The organism is Candidatus Cloacimonadota bacterium, assembly GCA_021734245.1.
GTDB lineage: Bacteria > Cloacimonadota > Cloacimonadia > Cloacimonadales > TCS61 > B137-G9.
Genome location: JAIPJH010000001.1, coordinates 39,919 through 59,314 on the forward strand (window position 1 = coordinate 39,919; position 19,396 = coordinate 59,314).

14 protein-coding genes are annotated in these 19,396 nt (G+C 38.8%); all 14 read right to left on the minus strand.

Going from position 1 to position 19,396, the window contains the following annotated elements; genetic code table 11:
- Positions 1–150: 150 nt before the first annotated feature.
- Positions 151–1,911: an aminotransferase class V-fold PLP-dependent enzyme gene (locus tag K9N40_00180; protein ID MCF7812878.1), complete on the minus strand. Its 1,761-nt coding sequence runs from the start codon at positions 1,909–1,911 to the stop codon at positions 151–153.
- Positions 1,908–3,083 (minus strand): hypothetical protein, encoded by a 1,176-nt coding sequence (locus K9N40_00185; GenBank protein MCF7812879.1) that lies wholly within the window; start codon positions 3,081–3,083, stop codon positions 1,908–1,910. Before K9N40_00185 ends, K9N40_00180 begins: the two co-directional genes overlap by 4 nt.
- A gap of 106 nt (positions 3,084–3,189) precedes the next feature.
- The gene (locus tag K9N40_00190) at positions 3,190–3,567 is read right to left on the minus strand and encodes a RidA family protein (protein MCF7812880.1); all 378 of its coding nucleotides are present in this window, start codon (positions 3,565–3,567) and stop codon (positions 3,190–3,192) included.
- A gap of 204 nt (positions 3,568–3,771) precedes the next feature.
- Positions 3,772–4,596: a phosphoribosylformylglycinamidine synthase subunit PurQ gene (locus tag K9N40_00195; GenBank protein MCF7812881.1), complete on the minus strand. Its 825-nt coding sequence runs from the start codon at positions 4,594–4,596 to the stop codon at positions 3,772–3,774.
- A gap of 57 nt (positions 4,597–4,653) precedes the next feature.
- The gene (locus K9N40_00200) at positions 4,654–7,641 is read right to left on the minus strand and encodes a phosphoribosylformylglycinamidine synthase (protein MCF7812882.1); all 2,988 of its coding nucleotides are present in this window, start codon (positions 7,639–7,641) and stop codon (positions 4,654–4,656) included.
- A gap of 13 nt (positions 7,642–7,654) precedes the next feature.
- Positions 7,655–9,895 carry a T9SS type A sorting domain-containing protein gene (locus K9N40_00205; GenBank protein MCF7812883.1) on the minus strand — a complete coding sequence of 747 codons (2,241 nt, stop codon included), beginning with the start codon at positions 9,893–9,895 and terminating at the stop codon, positions 7,655–7,657.
- A 205-nt stretch (positions 9,896–10,100) separates the two neighbouring features.
- Positions 10,101–11,168 carry a phosphoribosylformylglycinamidine cyclo-ligase gene (purM, locus tag K9N40_00210; GenBank protein MCF7812884.1) on the minus strand — a complete coding sequence of 356 codons (1,068 nt, stop codon included), beginning with the start codon at positions 11,166–11,168 and terminating at the stop codon, positions 10,101–10,103.
- A gap of 72 nt (positions 11,169–11,240) precedes the next feature.
- Positions 11,241–12,740, minus strand: a complete 1,500-nt coding sequence (locus tag K9N40_00215) for an IMP dehydrogenase (GenBank protein MCF7812885.1) — start codon at positions 12,738–12,740, stop codon at positions 11,241–11,243.
- A gap of 14 nt (positions 12,741–12,754) precedes the next feature.
- Positions 12,755–13,213, minus strand: coding sequence for an aspartate carbamoyltransferase regulatory subunit (gene pyrI, locus K9N40_00220; GenBank protein MCF7812886.1), 459 nt, complete (start codon positions 13,211–13,213; stop codon positions 12,755–12,757).
- Between the two features lies 1 nt (position 13,214).
- Complete coding sequence (gene pyrB / locus K9N40_00225; GenBank protein MCF7812887.1) at positions 13,215–14,117, minus strand: aspartate carbamoyltransferase; 903 nt, start codon at positions 14,115–14,117, stop codon at positions 13,215–13,217.
- Between the two features lie 138 nt (positions 14,118–14,255).
- Positions 14,256–15,629: an orotidine-5'-phosphate decarboxylase gene (gene pyrF / locus K9N40_00230; GenBank protein ID MCF7812888.1), complete on the minus strand. Its 1,374-nt coding sequence runs from the start codon at positions 15,627–15,629 to the stop codon at positions 14,256–14,258.
- Positions 15,630–15,840: 211 nt separating this feature from the next.
- Positions 15,841–17,160 carry a dihydroorotase family protein gene (locus K9N40_00235; protein MCF7812889.1) on the minus strand — a complete coding sequence of 440 codons (1,320 nt, stop codon included), beginning with the start codon at positions 17,158–17,160 and terminating at the stop codon, positions 15,841–15,843.
- 307 nt (positions 17,161–17,467) lie between these two features.
- Positions 17,468–18,250: a dihydroorotate dehydrogenase electron transfer subunit gene (locus K9N40_00240; GenBank protein MCF7812890.1), complete on the minus strand. Its 783-nt coding sequence runs from the start codon at positions 18,248–18,250 to the stop codon at positions 17,468–17,470.
- A 62-nt stretch (positions 18,251–18,312) separates the two neighbouring features.
- Positions 18,313–19,239: a dihydroorotate dehydrogenase gene (locus tag K9N40_00245; protein ID MCF7812891.1), complete on the minus strand. Its 927-nt coding sequence runs from the start codon at positions 19,237–19,239 to the stop codon at positions 18,313–18,315.
- Positions 19,240–19,396: the final 157 nt, after the last annotated feature.

Here is a 19,396-nt window from a genome sequence, read left to right on the forward strand (position 1 = left end):
ATCTCCACTAAGCTCCCCTTCGTAAGGGGAGTTTGAGGGGTTTTGTTTGAAAGTAATATAAATTCCACTATCAGAAAACCCCCTCCCAGTGGAATATCCATAGGATTCCACGGGATAAATTTTATTCCCCCTTCTAAGGGGGATAGATATTTACACATATTGTTTTCCTTCATATTTTTTATAATTTATAATATTTTTTACATGGAAGAAAATAAGTTCTTCCAACTCAGGTTCAAATTTTACTTTTTCAAATTCATCAGGAAGAATTTCTGCCATTTCGATTGCTTTCCTGATATTTTTTTTATATATTTTTTCAATATCATTAGGTTCTTTTTGTTTGAACTTTTTTGCTTCAAAAACTTTCTCAATATCGAGTTCTATCGGTTTTTCATCATCGCCTGCAGCCATGTGTTTCCAATCACCGGCTTTCATATCAAAAACATATTGCGGAATGAAGCGATGGGCATATTTAACGGCAAATTTTATAGCTTCGATTATGTATTCAAATTCATCTTCAGACAAGGCATAATGCAAGTTCAAACGAACCCAACCGGGTTTGATTCCTGAATATCCGACATTTGTTATCATGCAGCGATAATAATTTGACGTCTGCATTTCGATGTGCATAAGTTTATGTCCGTATGGTCCGGCGCAGGAACAGCCGGCTCGAGTCTGAATTCCAAACAGATCATTCAGAAGTCGTGTTACAAATTTGGAATGCAGGATTCTGTCGCCATGCACGATGTTGAAGGGAATTATAGGCACCTTCTTTTCCACCTCCTGAGGTCCGTAAAAAAGAATCTTATCTTCACATTCAAAAGCTTTTTTGAAATTGGAATAATAATAGTTTTCAATTTTCTCTATCGCTTCCAGCCCAACTTTTTCTTTAACCTGGAATGCGAGTGAAGTCTTGATAGCCTGCAAAATTCCCGGTGTTCCTGGTTTTTCTCGGGTTTCGATGTCGTGAATATACTCTTCGCCTTCTGGAGAAACGTAATCTACCGTTCCACCAGCAGCGACGGTGGGAGGAAGTTGTTTCGGATAAATATTTTCATTGAAGATCAGAATTCCCGAACTTCCCGGTCCGCCCAGAAACTTGTGCGGAGAAAGGTAGATTGCATCAAAATAACTTTCTGCGTCTCGATTCATATCAATCTCTATATAAGGTGCACAAGCAGCAAAATCAAAACAGGCGATTGCTCCGTTTCTATGCAATATCTTAGCAACTTCGTAAACAGGAGTTTTTAATCCTGAAACATTGGAAGCGGCAGAGAAAGAACCGATCTTGGGGCGATGATCATATTGGGGATCTGAAACCATCTTTTCCAAAGCATCCAGATCGATCTCTTCGTTCTCATTCATAGGCACTTCCACTACATCACAGAGAGTTTGTCGCCACATAATCTCATTGGAATGATGTTCGTATGGCCCCACAAAAACTATCGGTTTATGATTCTTAATGAAATCTTTCAATTCCTTGTTGCATCCAGTTCTGGAAGAATCACGTTCCAAGCAGCTATTCAGAAATAGATTTATTTTTTCGCGAGTTGCCGGAGGCCAGTAAACACCTAAAATCTGCTGCAATCTTGTAATACCGCCGGTTGTGCCCGATTCTGTAAAAATGATTTTTCCGTGTTTTCCTGCATTCACCAATTTCTTGATGTTTTTCTCGGCATCGTGCAAAAGTTCAGTCATGGTTTTGCCGGTGAAATCATCTTCGGTATGTGTGTTGGCATAATACTGCATAATGTGCATCATATAGTTTTCGATGGAATACAAACAGCGTCCGCTGGCAGTGTAATCGGCATAAACTAACGGCTTTTCACCAAAAGGAGTTTCAAACATTTTGTTACGACCGATAATATCCTTTCTCAGCCATTCCAGATTTTTGATCAGTTCTTTTGCTTTCATTTTTGACCTTTATTTAATTTTATTGATTTTAACCATTCCTCAAATACAGGATTCTGAATCTGATAAGTACCATTAGTTTTAATAACAAGGTTTTTATTAATTAAACTGTTTAATGTAGTTGTTAAAGATGATGTTTGCGGTAAATCATGTTCTTCTCGAAATCTACTTGAAAACAGCTTATTATCTCTTAACCCAGAAAGAGCATGTAAGGTTCTTCTTTGATTTGAACTTAATTGATCGTAAATATTCTGAAATATCATGGATTGGCTAGCGATAATTCGATTCATCCAAAGATCTTCAAAATCGGGGTTATCTTCACTAATTCCCTCATATATCAATTCCCAAACAACAGCTGCAAAATATTGAGTAAAATGTGGATGGTTTCTCGATTTAGTCAATATTGAGTTTATCGTTATATCTCTGATTTTCAAATTTGTATCGGAAAATCTTTTTGTAATAAATACTCTTAGATCCTCTTTTTTGATAGGATGGATAGGTAGTTTGAAACCATATTCATAAAAAGGTGAATTGTAATCGGTAAAAACAAATTCCATCAATGATTTATTGCTTTCCAAAAAAATATATGACACTTTAGATTGATGTTGGAATTCTGTTCTCATCCAATTTATTAAAAATGGTTTTATTCTTTGGACTTCCTGAAACTCGTCAAAAGCAATACAAATTTTCTTTTGGGATTTTTCTGCTATCTGCTGAGGTATCTTCAATATCGTTTCAATATCATTAGAATTTTCTAACTGTTTAATTTCAAATGATACAGAAGGTTGACCGAAATTGTCGAAAGATATTTTTGGATATAAATTCTTGAAATATTCCCCAATTTTTTGAGATAGTTTTTTAATTTCAGTTCTCCAGTCGAATAAACATTTTGCTAGTAAAGATGCGTATTTTCGAGCAAATTCATCTAAGGATTCGATTCCGTAAAAATCAAAATAAAGAGTAATGATATCGGGTTCATTAAGCTCTTTAAAAGCTTTCAGGATCAGTGATGATTTACCATACCGTCTTGGTGAATTGATCCAAAATGATTTAGAGTTGATGATTGCCCTTTTAATCTGCTTCAATTCCTCTGCCCGGTTACAAAAGTTGTCACCTTCTACAATCTCTCCATATTTAAACGGATTTTCCATACCCCCTCCTAATTCAGGTCGCAATATTGCGACTCGTTATTTAGCGACCTATGTATTACGCCAAACTGCGTTGCGCATTTTTGCGCAATATGAAAATCCGTCAATTCTATTCTAAAGAAATTTTCTTTTTTCATTTCACTGCTATCGCTTCAATTTCAACTTTAGCACCTAAGGGAAGTTTAACGACTTCAAAAGCAGCACGAGCAGGAAAATCTTTTGTAAAGTAGGATGCATAAACTTCGTTCATGGCGGCAAAATCATTCATATCTGCCAGATAAACAGTCGCTTTTACAATGTTTTCGTAACTTAACCCAGCTTTTTTCAAGATTGCTCCGATATTTTTGAAAACCTGTTTGGTTTGTTCCTTCACATCATCAGATACAAATTTACCAGTTTCAGGATTGATAGGAATCTGCCCGGAAATGAAGAGCAGATCACCAGCCCACACAGCCTGAGAATAAGGTCCCACAGCCTGCGGAGCGTTTTGGGTTGAGATTGTTTTTTTCATTTTATCCTCTTATTTTTCTATCCTTGAAAAGGCTTCTTTCACATTCTCTTCTCACATTACATTTTCAAGGCTGTTTTCAACTCTGAAAGTCTCAACTGCAAGAATCAGTGAAAGAGAGCTTTTCAGAGTTTTTTCCCAACAGTTTCCTCCAGCCGTCTCTGAGCTATGGCCTGGCAGGCAGAAAGACGATTAAAGTTTTTCATTTTAAAAGTTGCTCTCAATATATTCCACAATATTCCTGAATATCTTCAACCCTTCCCCATCTTCACTGATATCGGGATTATTTCTCTTTATTTGTCCCCAGTTGGGATGATTATATAAACTCAAAAAAGCTTCGGGATGCGGCATCAGACCAAAAACCTGTCCAGTGTCGTTGGTCAATCCGGCACAATTCAAAGCGGAACCATTGGGATTAAGCGGATATTCATCAGTTACGTTTCCATCCGCATCGCAATAATTCAAGCAGTTCAAATCTTTCTCCATGATTGCTTTTTCGATTTTTCCATCTTTAATGATCAGTTTTCCTTCACCATGCCGCACCGGAACGGGTAGAATATCAATTCCATGCAAAAACGGAGTTTTGTTTTCAGGATTAACTTTGCAGTAAACCCAGCGATCTTCAAACTTAGCAGAATTATTCCTTGTAAGAGTTACCTCCTGCTGCCAGCTTCCTGATACATCGGGCAGAAGTCCCATCTTTACCAGAAATTGGAATCCGTTACAAACACCCAGAATGAATTTCCCATCATCCAGGAACTTTTTGATCTCAGCCATGAATTGATGTCCATCTGCCATTTTCTTGAATTTCATTTTATTGGAGAGAACTTTTCCCGAACCCAGATCATCACCGAAAGCAAATCCACCCGGAAAATTCAAAACATCAAAATCCTGAATGCTGATCTTTCCTGCAAAGACATCGTTCAAATGGCAAATTATGGTATCCGCTCCAGCCAGTTTATAGGCTGCTGCCATCTCCTCTTCGCAATTTATTCCAAAACCTGTTATTATTAACGCTTTAACTTTTTTCATAATTTCCTTTTGTAACTCAAAGCTCCGACTTTGAGTTACGCAAACAGGATGTTTGAGTTACATAAGTCCTCTTTCCCAAGCTGTTCTTAGTTTATTCATTTCTATATAAATAACTTCTTTGTTTCTGTATTTCATTATCATTTTTTCTTCGCTTGTTACTTTTCCCAAAAGAGTCGCTTCATTTTCGAAAAGTTCTTCAAATTTGTTTTTATTTTCAGGTTTTATACTGCAGATAAATCGGGAATGCGACTCAGAGAAAAGTATAGCGTTTAAATCCAGTTCAGAAAATATATCCAAATTGATTTCTGCTCCGAAACCACCTCCAAAGGCAGATTCTGTAAGAGCTACAGCCAATCCGCCATCCGAGATGTCATGGTTAGATTCGATCAGATTCTGCTCATTTGCTTGCATCACTTTTTCATAAATTCGTTTAGCATCATCCTTTCTAACTATCGGAACGTTTTCACCCAGTTCATCGAACAGGCGATAAAACTCGGAAGCACCAATTTCGTTATAAGTTGTTCCGATCTGATAGATCAAATCTCCTTCCGCTTTGAAATCGCTGGTCACGGTTTGGCGAACATCATCCACTTTTGCCACCATTGAATAGAGAATTGTGGGCGGTACGGAAATCTTAATGTCACCGGCTTTGAAATCATTCTTCATGCTATCCTTGCCGGAAGTCATGGGAATATTATAGAAGGTGGACATATCGAAAAGTGCCTGGTTCATCTGTACCAGTTTTGCCAGCTTCAATTTGCCATCGGGATTTGTAACAGGATCGTAAGCAGAATCGGGAACGCAGAAGTTATCGTTAACCGTCCAGAAACGATTAGTTTTATCTTCCGGATCGGGCAGTTTTCCACCCACTGCAATTATCTGCCGGATCGCTTCATCAAAAGCTCCGGCACTCATCTGATAAGCATCTATATCGCTGTAGCGGGGTAGAATGCCATTGGAAACAGCAATTCCTGTAAAGTTATCAAAATTTATTCTCATCACAGCTGCGTCCTGCGGAGCTTTTCCTGCCGGTCCCATCAAAGGTTTGATCGTTGTTTTGCCCTTCACTTCATGATCGTATTGCCGGATCACATTTTCCCGGGAACAGATATTCAAGCTGCCCATCAATCTTTCCAGGATTTCGTTGTAATCCAGATTTTTTGGAAGTTGTGGCTCATGCAAATCAGGTTTTTCCCAGACGGCTTCCATATATTTTCTGGGAACTCCATCATGCAGGAAATCCATATCCAGATAAGCAACTGATTTCCCATCAAAACGTACATCGATAAAGCCATCATCTGTGAAATTACCAATTTCGGAAAGTTCCACTTCACGCTCTTTTGCCAATGCAAAGAGTTCTTCTTTATTATCATCAGTAACCACAAAAGTCATCCGTTCCTGAGATTCGGAAATAAAGATCTCCCAGGGTTTTAGATTCGCATATTTCAGGGGAACTTTTTCCAGATTTACAACTGCACCACCGGAAATTGTAGCAAGTTCTCCTACAGATGAAGAAAGTCCCCCGGCACCATTATCTGTAGAACATTTTATCAAACCCTGCTGCACGGCTTCCTGCATGAAATCACTTACCAGCTTCTGAGTAATGGGACTGCCGATCTGAACGGCTGATTGCGGTGAATGCTCATCGATCTCGGCTGAAGAAAAGGTAGCACCATGAATTCCGTCTTTGCCCACGCGGCCACCAGCCATGATGATCAAATCTCCGGCAGCGATCGGTTTAAGCCAGGAATTCATGCCATTTAATTTGTAGGGCATCACTCCGCCAGTACCGCAATAAACCAGCGGCTTGCCGCTGTAGCGATCATCAAAAATGATCGAGCCGTTCACAGTGGGAATGCCAGATTTATTGCCGCCATCTTCTATGCCGTGCCGCACGCCTTCCATAATTCTGCGAGGATGCAATTGACCGGGAAGCAATTCTTTATCGTAATATGGAGAACCAAAACAAAGTACATTTGTATTAAAAAGCAACTTTCCACCGCCGATGCCTGTTCCCAGCGGATCACGGTTATTGCCCAGAATGCCGGTGATCGCTCCGCCGTAGGGATCGATGGCAGAAGGCGAATTGTGGGTTTCCACTTTCCAAACGAAAACGTTTTCATCATCAATTTTCACAACGCCGGCATTATCGGTAAATATCTTGAGTAGCCAGTTATTTCCTGATTTTTCTAATCTTTCCCTCACTATTTCGGTTGATCTGCGAATATAAGTTTTAAACAGGGAATCGATCTTTAATTTTTCTCCAGTTACTTTGTTTTCATAATCTATGGTAGCGGCAAATTCTTTGTGTTTGCAATGTTCACTCCAGGTTTGTGCCAGCACTTCCAGTTCGCAATCGGTGGGGTTTTCAGGCAGTTCTTTTTCCTTTCGATATGTTTTCACTTTCCCATCTGTAAAATGAGCCTGGATCGCTTTCATCTCTTCCAAATTTAATGAAAGTAACATATCTTTGGAAAGTTTCATCAGTTCTTCATCAGAAACGTTAAGATCAATGATCTTTACCTGCTCATCGGAAGCAATCTTCACTTCCGGAACATAATCTATCCTACCCGTAAATTTACCAAATTCAAAATGATGAATGAGTTTATTGCCAAGTTGCTTTTCGGCAAGTTCCTTTAATTCTGTGTTATTTAAATCGTTTTCAAATAAATAGATATCTTCTGTGTAAATATGCTGAGTATTTACATCCAGATTAATATCGAGGATATCGTTCAAAGTTTTCTGAGCTGACACTCCTTCATCATCGGTTACGCCGGGCATCTTTGCAGCCAGAACAAACGTTTTGAAACGATCATTCTGATAAAACGAATTGATGTAAACATCGTGAATGATCTCATCTTTCAGACCAAGATTAGCGAACTTTTCAATATCTTGCTTGGGAAGATCGTGCATCACGTTGAAGATCTTGCCGGTTTTCACTTTTCCAGTATCGATGTTCAGGAAAGCTTTTGCAGCATTTTGCACCTGCTCTCCCTGTACATCTCTTATTCTTTCTTTTAAAACTAATTGAATCTGATTTTTCAAATTCTCTCCATCTTTATTTCATTAAAATCATTTTTTTTGTAATTGTATCATTTCCTGTTTTCAAGCTTACAAAATAGATTCCGCTGGAAACAGGTTGGTCGTTATCATCAGTTCCGTTCCAAACGATTTGCTGATCTGACGATTGATTGATTTGAAGATTTGAAAAGGTTCTGATTTTTTGTCCTTTCAGGTTATAGATTGCGATGGTGGCAAACGAGGAAGTTTGCGTTACATTAAAGCTGATTGTCGTAGTAGGATTGAATGGATTGGGAAAGTTGGAAAGTGATATTTTTTGATTATCAGGAAGATCATTCCCGGCTGAAGAATTATCGTATTCATAAAGCTTAACTGAACCGGAAAGCCAGACTGGATTATTCAGATTATTAAAATTATCCCAGAATCCATACCAGCTTTCATTTGTTGGAACATCAAAAGAAGCTGAACCAGACTGCATCTCTAAAATTTCATTGAACGTTTCGAAATTTCCACCCATTGTATAAATTTGATAATAAAGATCATCGGTCATAAAGAAGTTGACAACACCACCATCTTTTGCTGCATAAAACTCTGTATCATCTATATCATCAAAAATGAAATCTCCATGAATTATCTGTTTTAATACATCGTATTCAAATACCATTTGATAATCTTGTTCAGGATCAGCAGGAGTCGGAATTTGTGTATATTCGATATTCGGCATTTCACCATCTGCGATAAACACATATTCATATTCTTCACCGTTTATCGTATTATCGATCAATAAACTGTATTCATCTGGATTTACAGGATCATCTCCAATGGAAGATTCCATTCTGGCATAAAATGATCTTCCTTCTCCGACGATGAAAACATATTTTCCATCTTCATCGGTATAACCAAAGTTATCATAAACTAAGCCGGGATCAGTTATTTTCAATATTATCTTTGCACCATCAATAGGATTGCCGTTAATATCTTCGGCATAAACAGTTATCGTAGCATGTTCTTCTGAATATCTGTCTGTAACCGGCAAAAGCAGACCATCACTGCGAATTTCGAATACCGAACCGAAAACCTTGCCCCAGCCGTTTTCATAAACCAGTGGAATATTGATATAGCCATTTACAGGTTCCCACATGATCCAGCCTTCGTTCCAAAATTCGTTCCAGGTATGATCTCCAGAATAGCTGAGAACACTTGAGCAGGGAATTAATGCAGAGCGCGCAGCAGCTGAAGTGAGATCGGCATATTCACCACATCTTCCAAAATGCTTACGATAAATCCTGACGGGTTGATGCGGACGTTCATAATTGGAAGTGAAACTCATGGATGCATTTATCCAATTTGTTACTTTATTTATAGCAGTATCAGTTGTTCCGCCGGATTCATCCCATAAAACAGAAATTCCGGAAAGTTCATCTCGCAGAACTGGATAATTCATATCAGCCTGATTAAACAAAAAATCTCGCCAGAATCTGCCAACTGGAGGTGCTACAATATTATTTTGATGCGTGTTATTATCTTCCACTATTTCAGGATCGACATATGATGATATCGCATCCGTTATTTTGGGATGAACGATATACATGTAGTAAATTTCTTTGGGAATTTCAAATTCGACCGTATCACCATTTTCATCGATTTTCCAATATTTAGCCGTTGAATAATAGTTTTCATCTGTTGTCGATGTTCCATAATCAACAATTTGTACAAAATCCAGATTCAGATCGGCCACAAAAAGCAGCATTGCATTATAATCGAATAATTCAGGATAACAAAAATCGGAACTGAGAAACTGAACTGATGAATGAGCGATTGCAAATGCTATCTCATCAATATGGGGATCATAAGAATTGTTGATTACTGCTGCAAGTTCATTCTGTGTATCTGTATCTAATTGAGTAAATTTATTCTGTAAAGCCGGCCTCAGCCATTTGGGACTCTTTTCCAAAGCTGCCAGAGCATCCGAGGTTAAAAGATCCAGAAAGTTCGAAACAACATTGATCTGACTTGAAATGTGATCAAATCTGGCACCCAGAAGATCACCATTATTCAAAATCGCTTCCAGATCAAGAGAATCAACTAATACCCAGCCTTCACGATTTGTTTCGTTATGATCCTTTTCAAAATTCCGATCATAATCTTCCTTGGAAATTGTTTTGGCAGGTTTTCCCTTAATATCATTCCCTGCGGGAAGATAATTTGTAAGCCCATTTTCTGCGATTAATGCTACTGTAAAAATCAATAAAAAAACCAAAATAATACAACGTTTCATCTTCCCTCCAAAAAAATAAATAAAGAAAATTCTTAAATTTGACTATCACCGTGGCAGAGCCAAGGTGTATTTCGCTAAATTTATTTCAGCAAGCTGAAAATCGAATTTTCATTATTTACCCCTCTCCGGCAACTGCCGTATCTCCCCTCAAACAGGGGAGAAAATTTGGAAAACCCCGATGCAGAGCAGCGAGGAATTCTTTCGATTAAATATCAAATTTTAAATCCTGCGAGTATGCTCCACAGGATTCGATTATTATCTGCTTCTCTTCTATTATCTCGCCTACCACTTGAGATTTTATCTGCAAATGTTCAAGAACTTTTTTTGTGTCTTGGGGAGAAACAACAATCATCATGCCATTTCCCATATTCCAGGTTCTGTAGGCTTCATCTTCTGCAACTTCTCCCATTTTCTGGATGGCTTTCACCATTTCGGAAGGTTCGATCAAATTATCGAAATATGCTCCCAGGCCTGTTGCTTTTAAAATTCTATTGAAATTCCCGGGAATGCCACCGCCGGTAATATGAGCAATTCCTTTGATCTTGATTTTTCGTTCTTCTCCAAAGCGACCGAGAATTTCCAGAAGTTGGCCGGAATAAATGGTGGAAGGTTCAAGTAATGCTTCTCCCCAACTTATTCCAAAAGGAGATTTTTGCAGATAAGCATCTTTACCAAGTTTGTTTTCAATAATATATCTTACCAGGGAAAAACCGTTGGAACGAAAACCTTTTTCCTGGAGAGCTATGATCTTATCTCCAACCTTAATGTCTTTACCGGTAATAACTTTATCTTTTTCCAGAATTCCAACTGCTGTTGCATTCCACACGTTGCCATTTACCGATTTTCCCACTTCGGCAATCTCACCACCCGGAATAATTATCTTCTGTTGCTGGCAAGCCTTTGCCAATCCACTCATCAATTCTTCCACAATTTTCGCATCGACTTTATTTGTATCCAGCGTGTTTGTGATGGAAATCGTTTCAGCGCCCAGGCAAACTGCGTCGTCGGCAACCATAGCCAGCAGATCAAAACCCATCGTATCATACTTACCTATTTTCTCAGCGATCTCCATCTTGGTTCCAACTCCGTCATCGCCCTGAACCAGATAAAAATCTCCCATATCGATGAGTCCGGCAAAAGAGCCATCTTCCACTAACGGTTCACCGATCATTCCTTTGCGGGAAGCAAATGTAGATTTGGCAAAAGCATAAGCAATTTTGGAAGCAGCGTCACCAGCTTTTATGTCAACTCCGGCTTTTTTATAGTTAATCATTAAAACTCCAATCTTAAATCAAACCTCTCTGCGAAACTTCGTTTCTCTTCTCCCCTTACAAAGGGAGCTTTTTCAATTTTCAATCTTAACGTCTTCGCTGCTTTCATTTGATTCGGCACTTAAATAGATATCGTGGGCTTTGCCTTCTCGAATAGAAAGTGCAGAAACCAGTTCCAGAACTGCTTTCTCATGGAATTCTTGTAGATTTGCAGCTCCACAGGTTCCCATTGATGATTTTATTTTGGAAAGAGTTTCATCCAGATTATCTCGCAGGTGTCCGGCATATTCCACCAAACCTTCCACGCCTTCCACAAATTTGGATTGGTTATAGCGTTTATCCTTCCAATCTCTGGCCCGGGCAGAGCCTTCGCCCCAATACGGTTTCATCACGCGATTATTCACAACAATTTTCTCGGTGGGCGATTCTTCCATCCTGGCAAAATACCTTCCCATCATCACATAATCTGCTCCCAAAGCCAGAGCGATTGTGATGTCTTTTGTACTCGTAACGCCACCATCTGCGATCACAGGAATGTATTTTCCGGTTTCTTTAAAAAAGTCATCTCGAGCTTTCACAACATCCACAATAGTAGTTGCCAACCCGCGTCCTGTTCCTTTCTGTTCCTGAGTTATGCAGATCGAACCGCCACCCATTCCAACTTTGATCGCTGCCGCTCCAGCATCCACTAAATAACCAAATCCAGCTTGTGTGATCACATTGCCGGCAATTATCGGAATTTGTGGATATCTGTTCTTAATCCAATCTATAGTTTCTTTTTGATAAACTGTGAATCCATCAGAAGAATCGATCGCAATCACATCGACTTCAGCTTCCACCAATTCAGGAACTCGCTCTTCATAATCGTGAGTATTGATGGAGGCAACTGACAGCAGGCGTTTCTTTTCATCATGAACTTCCAGAGGATTGTTAAGATGATCATTAATGTCTTTTCGGAAAACAAGATAAAGCAGTCTTCCATCTTCATCCAGAATGGGAAGAACAGATTTATGACTTTCCAATAAAATATTATTCGCTTCTTTCAGATCGGAAATATTGATACCAACTTCAATGTTTTCTTTTGTAATCATCCTGTCAGCAATTTTGTAATTGGAATGAAGAGAAATATCATAATCCCATTTGGAAATAAGACCCAGGAATTTATCGTCTCCATCTACCACAGGAAAAGTAGAATGCCCGGTAGATTTGCGAATGTGATACATTTCCTCAATAGTCATATCAGGCTTCACAGCTTTTGGTTTTACAAACCCTGCTTTATGATTTTTGATTTTCCTGATCATGTCTGCTTGAGATTGAACGGTTTGAGAACTGTAGATAAAAGCAGCTCCACCCAATTTTGCCAGCTCAATTCCCATTTTTGCCCCGGATACAGATTGCATGGCTGCTGAAACCAGGGGAATATTTAAATAGAATTTCTTTTCATTATTTTTGGAATATACCAGCGGAGTTCGCAATGAAATGTTATCTGGTGCAGTTTGCGCGGTACTGAGCCCCGGAAGCAAGCGATATTCCATCAAAGTTCGGGATGGCTCATTTATGATCTTCTTTGCCATTCACTCTCCTAATTTTACTTTTTGATCTTCACTTCGTCGATCAAATATTTCTTCTCACAATATAAACATCTAACCTGAGAAGTCTGGTCATCTGTCAATTTGAATTTGGAAATAATTGGTTCTGAATTTGTTATACATTTTGGATTCGGACAATTAATAATATCTTCGATGTGTTCGGGCAATTGTAAATGTGCTTTCTTGGCGACTTCAAAATCTTTGATTATAATAAGAGTAGCTTCAGGTGCAATAAGAGCAATACTGTTAACTTCAAATTCGGAAAGTTCTTTGTTTTCAATCTTTACAATATCCTTTCTACCGATCTTATTGCTGAAAAGATTCATGCCAACCATCACGACTTCGTTGCCTTCCAGATGAAGAATATCCAACACTTTTCTGATCTTACCGGCTGTGATGTGGTCAATAACTGTTCCATTTTTAATTGCGTTAACTTTGATCTGTTTAACCTGACTCATTTTATACCTCCCCGAGAAGCATAGATATTATCGCCTGACGCGTAAATACTCCATTTTTTGCTTGCGGGAAATAATAGGCAAACTTGGTGTTATCAACATCTTTATTAATTTCATCGACCCTTGGCAGAGGATGCATAACTTTGAAATTCTCTTTTACGTCGGATAGCATAGATTTTTCTAAAATGTAAGAGCCTTTTACTTTTTCATAATCTTCGGGATCGGCAAATCTTTCTTTCTGGATGCGTGTAACATAAAGAATATCAAGATCGCTGATATTTCCATCCATATCTTTATATTCTTTGAATTTTATACCTGAATTTTTCAAATCGTCTTTAATATATTGCGGCATTTGCAAAAATGATGGTGAAAAAAACTTGAAATTTGCACCAAACATAGCCATCGCCTGAGCCAGAGAGTGAACGGTTCTACCGAAGCGAAGATCTCCAGCTAAACCTATTGATAAATTTTCTAATGAACCTTGTGTTTTGATGATGGAATAAAGATCTAATAAAGCTTGCGTGGGATGCTGATTCGCACCGTCACCAGCATTCACAACTGGAATATCTACAACTTCTGAAGCATAACGCGCTGAGCCTTCGATCGGGCTACGCATAATGATAATATCGGAATATTGGGCAATAGTTTGAAGTGTATCAGCAAAACTTTCACCCTTTTTGGCTGAAGTATTTTTGGTACCGCTCATAATGATAGTGTCGCCGTTCATTCTTTTCATAGCTGTATCGAACGAGAACATCGTTCTGGTCGATGGTTCAAAGAATAATAGCGCAGCCAGTTTTCTCTGCATATCGGGAACGATATCGCCATTCTCGATCTTGGCAGCCACTTCCATTAGATGCATTATCTCTTTAGTTGTCAAATCTCGCATTGAGATCAAATTTTTCATAGCTTCTCCTTTTTTATTTTTTTGAACCTTGAAAAGGTTTATAAGACTATTCTTTCGACTAAACCTTTTCAATGGTTCTAACTCATTTTCAACCTTGAAAAGAACTGACACAAAAGAATTCCTCCAATTGAAGTCTTTTCAAGGTTTCATTCTTTCTTCATACGCTTTCCAGGCTCTTTCGCGATAAAGTTTTGCTTCAGCTTGCGGATCATCGGCTTTTAAGATTCCGCGACCAACAATGATGCAGTCTGCTCCACCTTCCACTGCCTGCTCGATGGTAATGTATTGCTGTCCCATGGCATCGGAACCGGCTTCTTTTTTTACTCCCGGCATCATCAGAACTTCACTTCCAGGAAACTTTGCTTTGAAACGTTTAATATCTTCTACCGAATTTCCATGCCCGATGAAACCTGCCACCCATTGCGGGTTCTTCTTGGCAGCTTCAAAACATTTGCGAGTGTAAGTTTCGTTCAAAAGATTTCCTTTGCTGCTCATTCGTGCCAGAACAAATCCGGCATGTCCTTCGATTCCTTCAAATAACCCTTTCAGGATCATTTCACCCGCAACCATGTGAACTGTTACATATTCCGTCCAATCTGCTATTTTGTAAACTCCATTGCGGAACTGATGACGAACTGTGTTGCCAATATCAGCAAATTTGCGATCTTCAAAGATCAAAAAGTTCTGACATTTGGAGTATTCCTGCAGTTTGGGAACGAAATTCTCATCATAATCATCGATGATATCCACATGCGTTTTCAGCATCACTATTTCTTCACCAACTTTATCCAGCATTTCGAAAAATTCTGCTTGAGTAGTTACATCCAATGAAAGAACGAGATTAGATTTCTTTTCCTGCATTTTGTTCAGAAGCTTTTGTGTGAGCGGATTGATGTATTTTTCTTTTTTAGAAGGTTTGTTTAATGATGCCGTGAATTCTTCCACTTCCTTCACTTTTTCATCTGTTATCAAACCTTTGCTTTGCAGCAGTTCCACAATTTCAGCCAGAGAAATCAGGCTGTGGAGATTGTAACCTTGCTTTGCCAGTTCTGCTATGCCGTTAGCACTGCGGTCGATAACAACCACAAAATCTTTTACTATGACGCCTTCTTTTTCATAACCTTCCGCTGTTTCGATCTTGCTGGCTCCGGTCGTGATCAGATCATCTATTACTAGACATTTTGCACCTTTTTCAAATTTTCCGATCACATTGTTGCCGGTTCCATAGGCTTTTTCTTCTTTGCGCATGTAGATCAGCGGCTTATTCAGCTTGGAAGCAACAAGTGATGCAATCGGTAAAGCTGTGTAGGGAATTCCTGTGATTACATCAAAATCCATATCTTTGATCTTTTCCACCAGCAGATCAGCCACGCCATCCAGAATTGCGGGAAAGCTGATCATATCACGCAAATCGAAATAAAACGGTGAGACAAGCCCGCTCTTCAAAGTGAAGCTGCCGAACTTGATCGCTCCGATCTTTTCCAGTTCCAGAACAAATTGTTCTTTGGTCATTATAAATTACTCCTCTGTCCCGGCGTAGTTTAATGAAGCCGGATAATTTTTTTAGCAACGAACAAAACAAACAAAGACGAAATCATTTTCGATTTTATATTCCGATATGATTTCAGTCCCCCTTCATAAGGGGGAACAAAATTTATCCCGTGGAATCCTGTGGATATTCCACAGGGAGGGGGTTTCTCATTTAATTTAATTTTCATAAATCTCATCGAACCCCTCTGTTCTGAACAAATTCATAATTTGTGCAGAACATCTCCCCTTCAAAGGGGAGCTTAACTTTCCCACCAACAAAACAAATCTTGATTTCACAACCTGCTTTCATTCCTTCAAACGGTGAATACTTTGCTTTTGTCTGGAATTTTTCAGCTTCTATCTTCCAATTTTTATCAGGATCGATCACGATCAGATCGGCAATATTTCCAACTTGAATCTCTCCTCGTTTTTCGATGTTAAAAATTTCTGCAGCATTTCCACTGATCAACTGCGAATATCTTTTTAATGAAATGTGACCTTTATTTACTAACCAGAAAGTCATCGGAATTGCAGTTTCCAAACCGGGAAAACCGGATGGAGCATTGGAATATTCTTGCTTCTTTTCTTCCAGTGAATGTGGTGCGTGATCTGTTCCCAGACAATCAACGGTTCCATCTTTGATAGCAACTAACAATGCTAGGTTATCTTCTTTTGTCCGTAATGGCGGATTTATCTTACCAAAATTATCCACCTGCTTTAAAATTGTTTCATTCAATATCAAATGATGCGGAGTTACTTCGCAGAAAATGTTATCGTTTAATTGCTTTGCTTTGCGGATCAACTCGATTTCTTCTTTTGTAGAAACATGGCAGATATATAGTTTATTACCAATTTCTTCTGCCAGCTTCAGCACCAGTTTAGTTCCTGCGATTGAGGCTTCTCGATTACGAAGTTCATTGTGATTCAGGATTGTTTTATCAGAAATCTTTTTTTGCCATTTATCTAAAAAGGACTGCATTTCGGAATGAACCAACACAACTTTTTCAAATTCTTTTGCAAGCTGGAAAATTTCCTCTAATTTGGCAGGATCTTCTACAACTACATTGGAACTGGAACCAGCCAGAAAAACTTTTATCCCAGCCACGTCATCAAAATTGGATTTCAATATTTCTTTCATTTCTTCTAAATTATGTGATGCAGCACCCAAATGGAATTTGTAGTTAATATGAGATTTTTTTGCTGCTTTTCTTTTTGCCGCCAATCCTTTCAAATCAATTGTTGCCGGTTTAGTATTCGGCATATCCATTATTGTTGTAATTCCACCGGCAATTGCCGCTTTCGATGCAGTTTCCCAGGTTTCCTTGTAAGCCATTTCCATGTCGCGAACATGAACATGCGGATCGATCATACCAGGGAGAACAAACAAATTAGAACAATCGATCATTTTATCGTGTTCAGGATTTTCTGCTCCGAAGTATGATATCAATTCATCTTCGATCAGGATGTTCCTGATTCCTGCTGGTGTTCGGCAATTAGTTAGGAGTGTTTTCATAATTTATATTTGATCCCTGAAAAGAATATCAAGAATGTAAGTCTCCCTTCGTAAGGGAGAATAAAAGAGGGTTTGCACAAAGAAAAAAAAATACTTAATAATCTTTCAAAACCCCTCTGCCTTCGGCATCTCCCCTTCCAAAAGGGAGCTTTTTGTTTGTTTATTCTTGTTCCTAAACTCCATATGGTAATACCATTTCCAACCATTGCGAAGGTCGAAAAAAGCAAGAAGTTCGAAAACCATGCGCAAGGTTTCACACACCCCACGGCTAAAGCCGCACCCCTCTCAAGAGGGGAATTTTCACGTCTCAAAATTCTATCCTTTTACCGGTTGCATCTCGGTGATATTTGCCAAATTCCGTGAGTTGTTCTACAAGTTTCTTGGGTAAAACCGGCCCTTCCACACAAAGTCGTATTCCGATTGGATCGATCGTACAATTCCCGCAAATTCCAATGGCGCATTTCATATATCTTTCGAATAAAAATTCATACTCCAGATCTTTCAAAAGTGGCTGCAGAGCTTTCATCATCATTTCCGGACCAGCAGCATAAACATGATCGAATTTCTGCTTTTCCATCGCTTTTTCCGCCAGATCGACCGAAGTTCCTTCCCTACCTAAACATCCAAGTTGGGTAATATTTTGATATTCCACACCTAATTCTCTGAATTTATTACAAAAAACCAGATCTTCTTTAGATTTTGCACCATTTACAACAGTTACTTTTGCGCCATTTTGCAGAAGCTCTTTTGCCAGAAAATACAGTGGTGGTGTGCCATAACCACCTCCAACAAGTAAAACATTTCCATCTGATACAAAAAAAGAGGACCCAAAAGGCCCTCTTACAGAAACGTAGTCGCCTACTTGCTTCTGGAAGAGTCGAGTCGTAAATTCTCCAATCCGTTTAACTGTTATCATAAACTCGTTTGAAGTACAATCTGCAATGGAAAATGGTTTTTCTCCACCTTCAAAATCGGTGAGCATAATAAACTGTCCCGGTTTGGCTGTCAGATCATGTGCAAAAACAAATGATTTTATATCTTCTGCTTCGTCAATTATCCTCGCAATTTTGATCGTTGATCTTTTATTCATTTATCCCTCGATTTCTCAGGAATGGTAAATTCAAAATTATATATGTTAAATTATTTTTCATTTTACAATTTTAATTTTTCCAACTTCAGAATATCTTCCACAGTTTCATAACCGTTTTCATCCAGAAATTCAATAATCTCATTATTAATTTTTTCGAACACTTCGATGCCTCGATAATAAACAGCCGTTCCCACGCCGATCGTTGTGGCTCCCGCCATCAGCATTTCCACAGCATCGATGCCATAAGTTACACCGCCCATTCCCAAAATTGGAATATCTACAGCAGAATGGGTTTGATAGATCAACTTGAGTGCAATCGGTTTGATACAAGGACCGGAAAGTCCACCGAATTTATTGAATAGAACCGGTTTCACCATTTTAGCATCGATCGCCATACCGGGACCAACTGTATTGATCAGGCAAAGCGCATCGGCTCCGGCTTTCTGGGCGGCAAGAGCAATTTCTACGATATTGTAAACATTGGGAGAAAGTTTAGCGATCACAGGTAGTCTGGAGCTTTCTTTTACAGCTTTCACGATCTTGAAAACTTCATCTTTGGAAGCAGCCAGAGGAATACCAAATTCATCAAACACGTTGGGGCAGGAAAGATTGAGTTCCAGGAAATCACCTCTGGAATTATTAACTTCTTTGGCAAGCATCAGAAAATCTTCTGTATTTGTAGCAAAAACGCTCACGATAACAGGAGTACGTGAGCGTTTTTTAAACTCGTTAACCTCGAGCAGGCCATTCGAAATTCCGGGATTACACAATCCCATACAATTTAATATTCCGCCTTCAAATTCGGCAATAACTGGACCTTTGTGACCTGTTCTTGGTTGAAGTGTTAAAGATTTGCTGGTTATAATTCCGGCTCCATTGATTCGCGCAATGTCCATTCCTGAAAAAGACATTCCCATCACCCCAGCCGGCAAGACCAGCGGTGATTCCAATTCCACACCTAAAAACTTTGTTTTCAATCTTTTATGCATTCGCCCATTCCTGGTTTAGATTTTTTTGATTTTCCACTTATTTCTTATTTTTAGGTCGAGATAATTTCTCTTTTAAAATTTCGGAATCACTTACCTCTGACTTGCTTTACCAAAAAAATTTATCAGGTTTATCGGTCAATCAAATTAGATATTTATT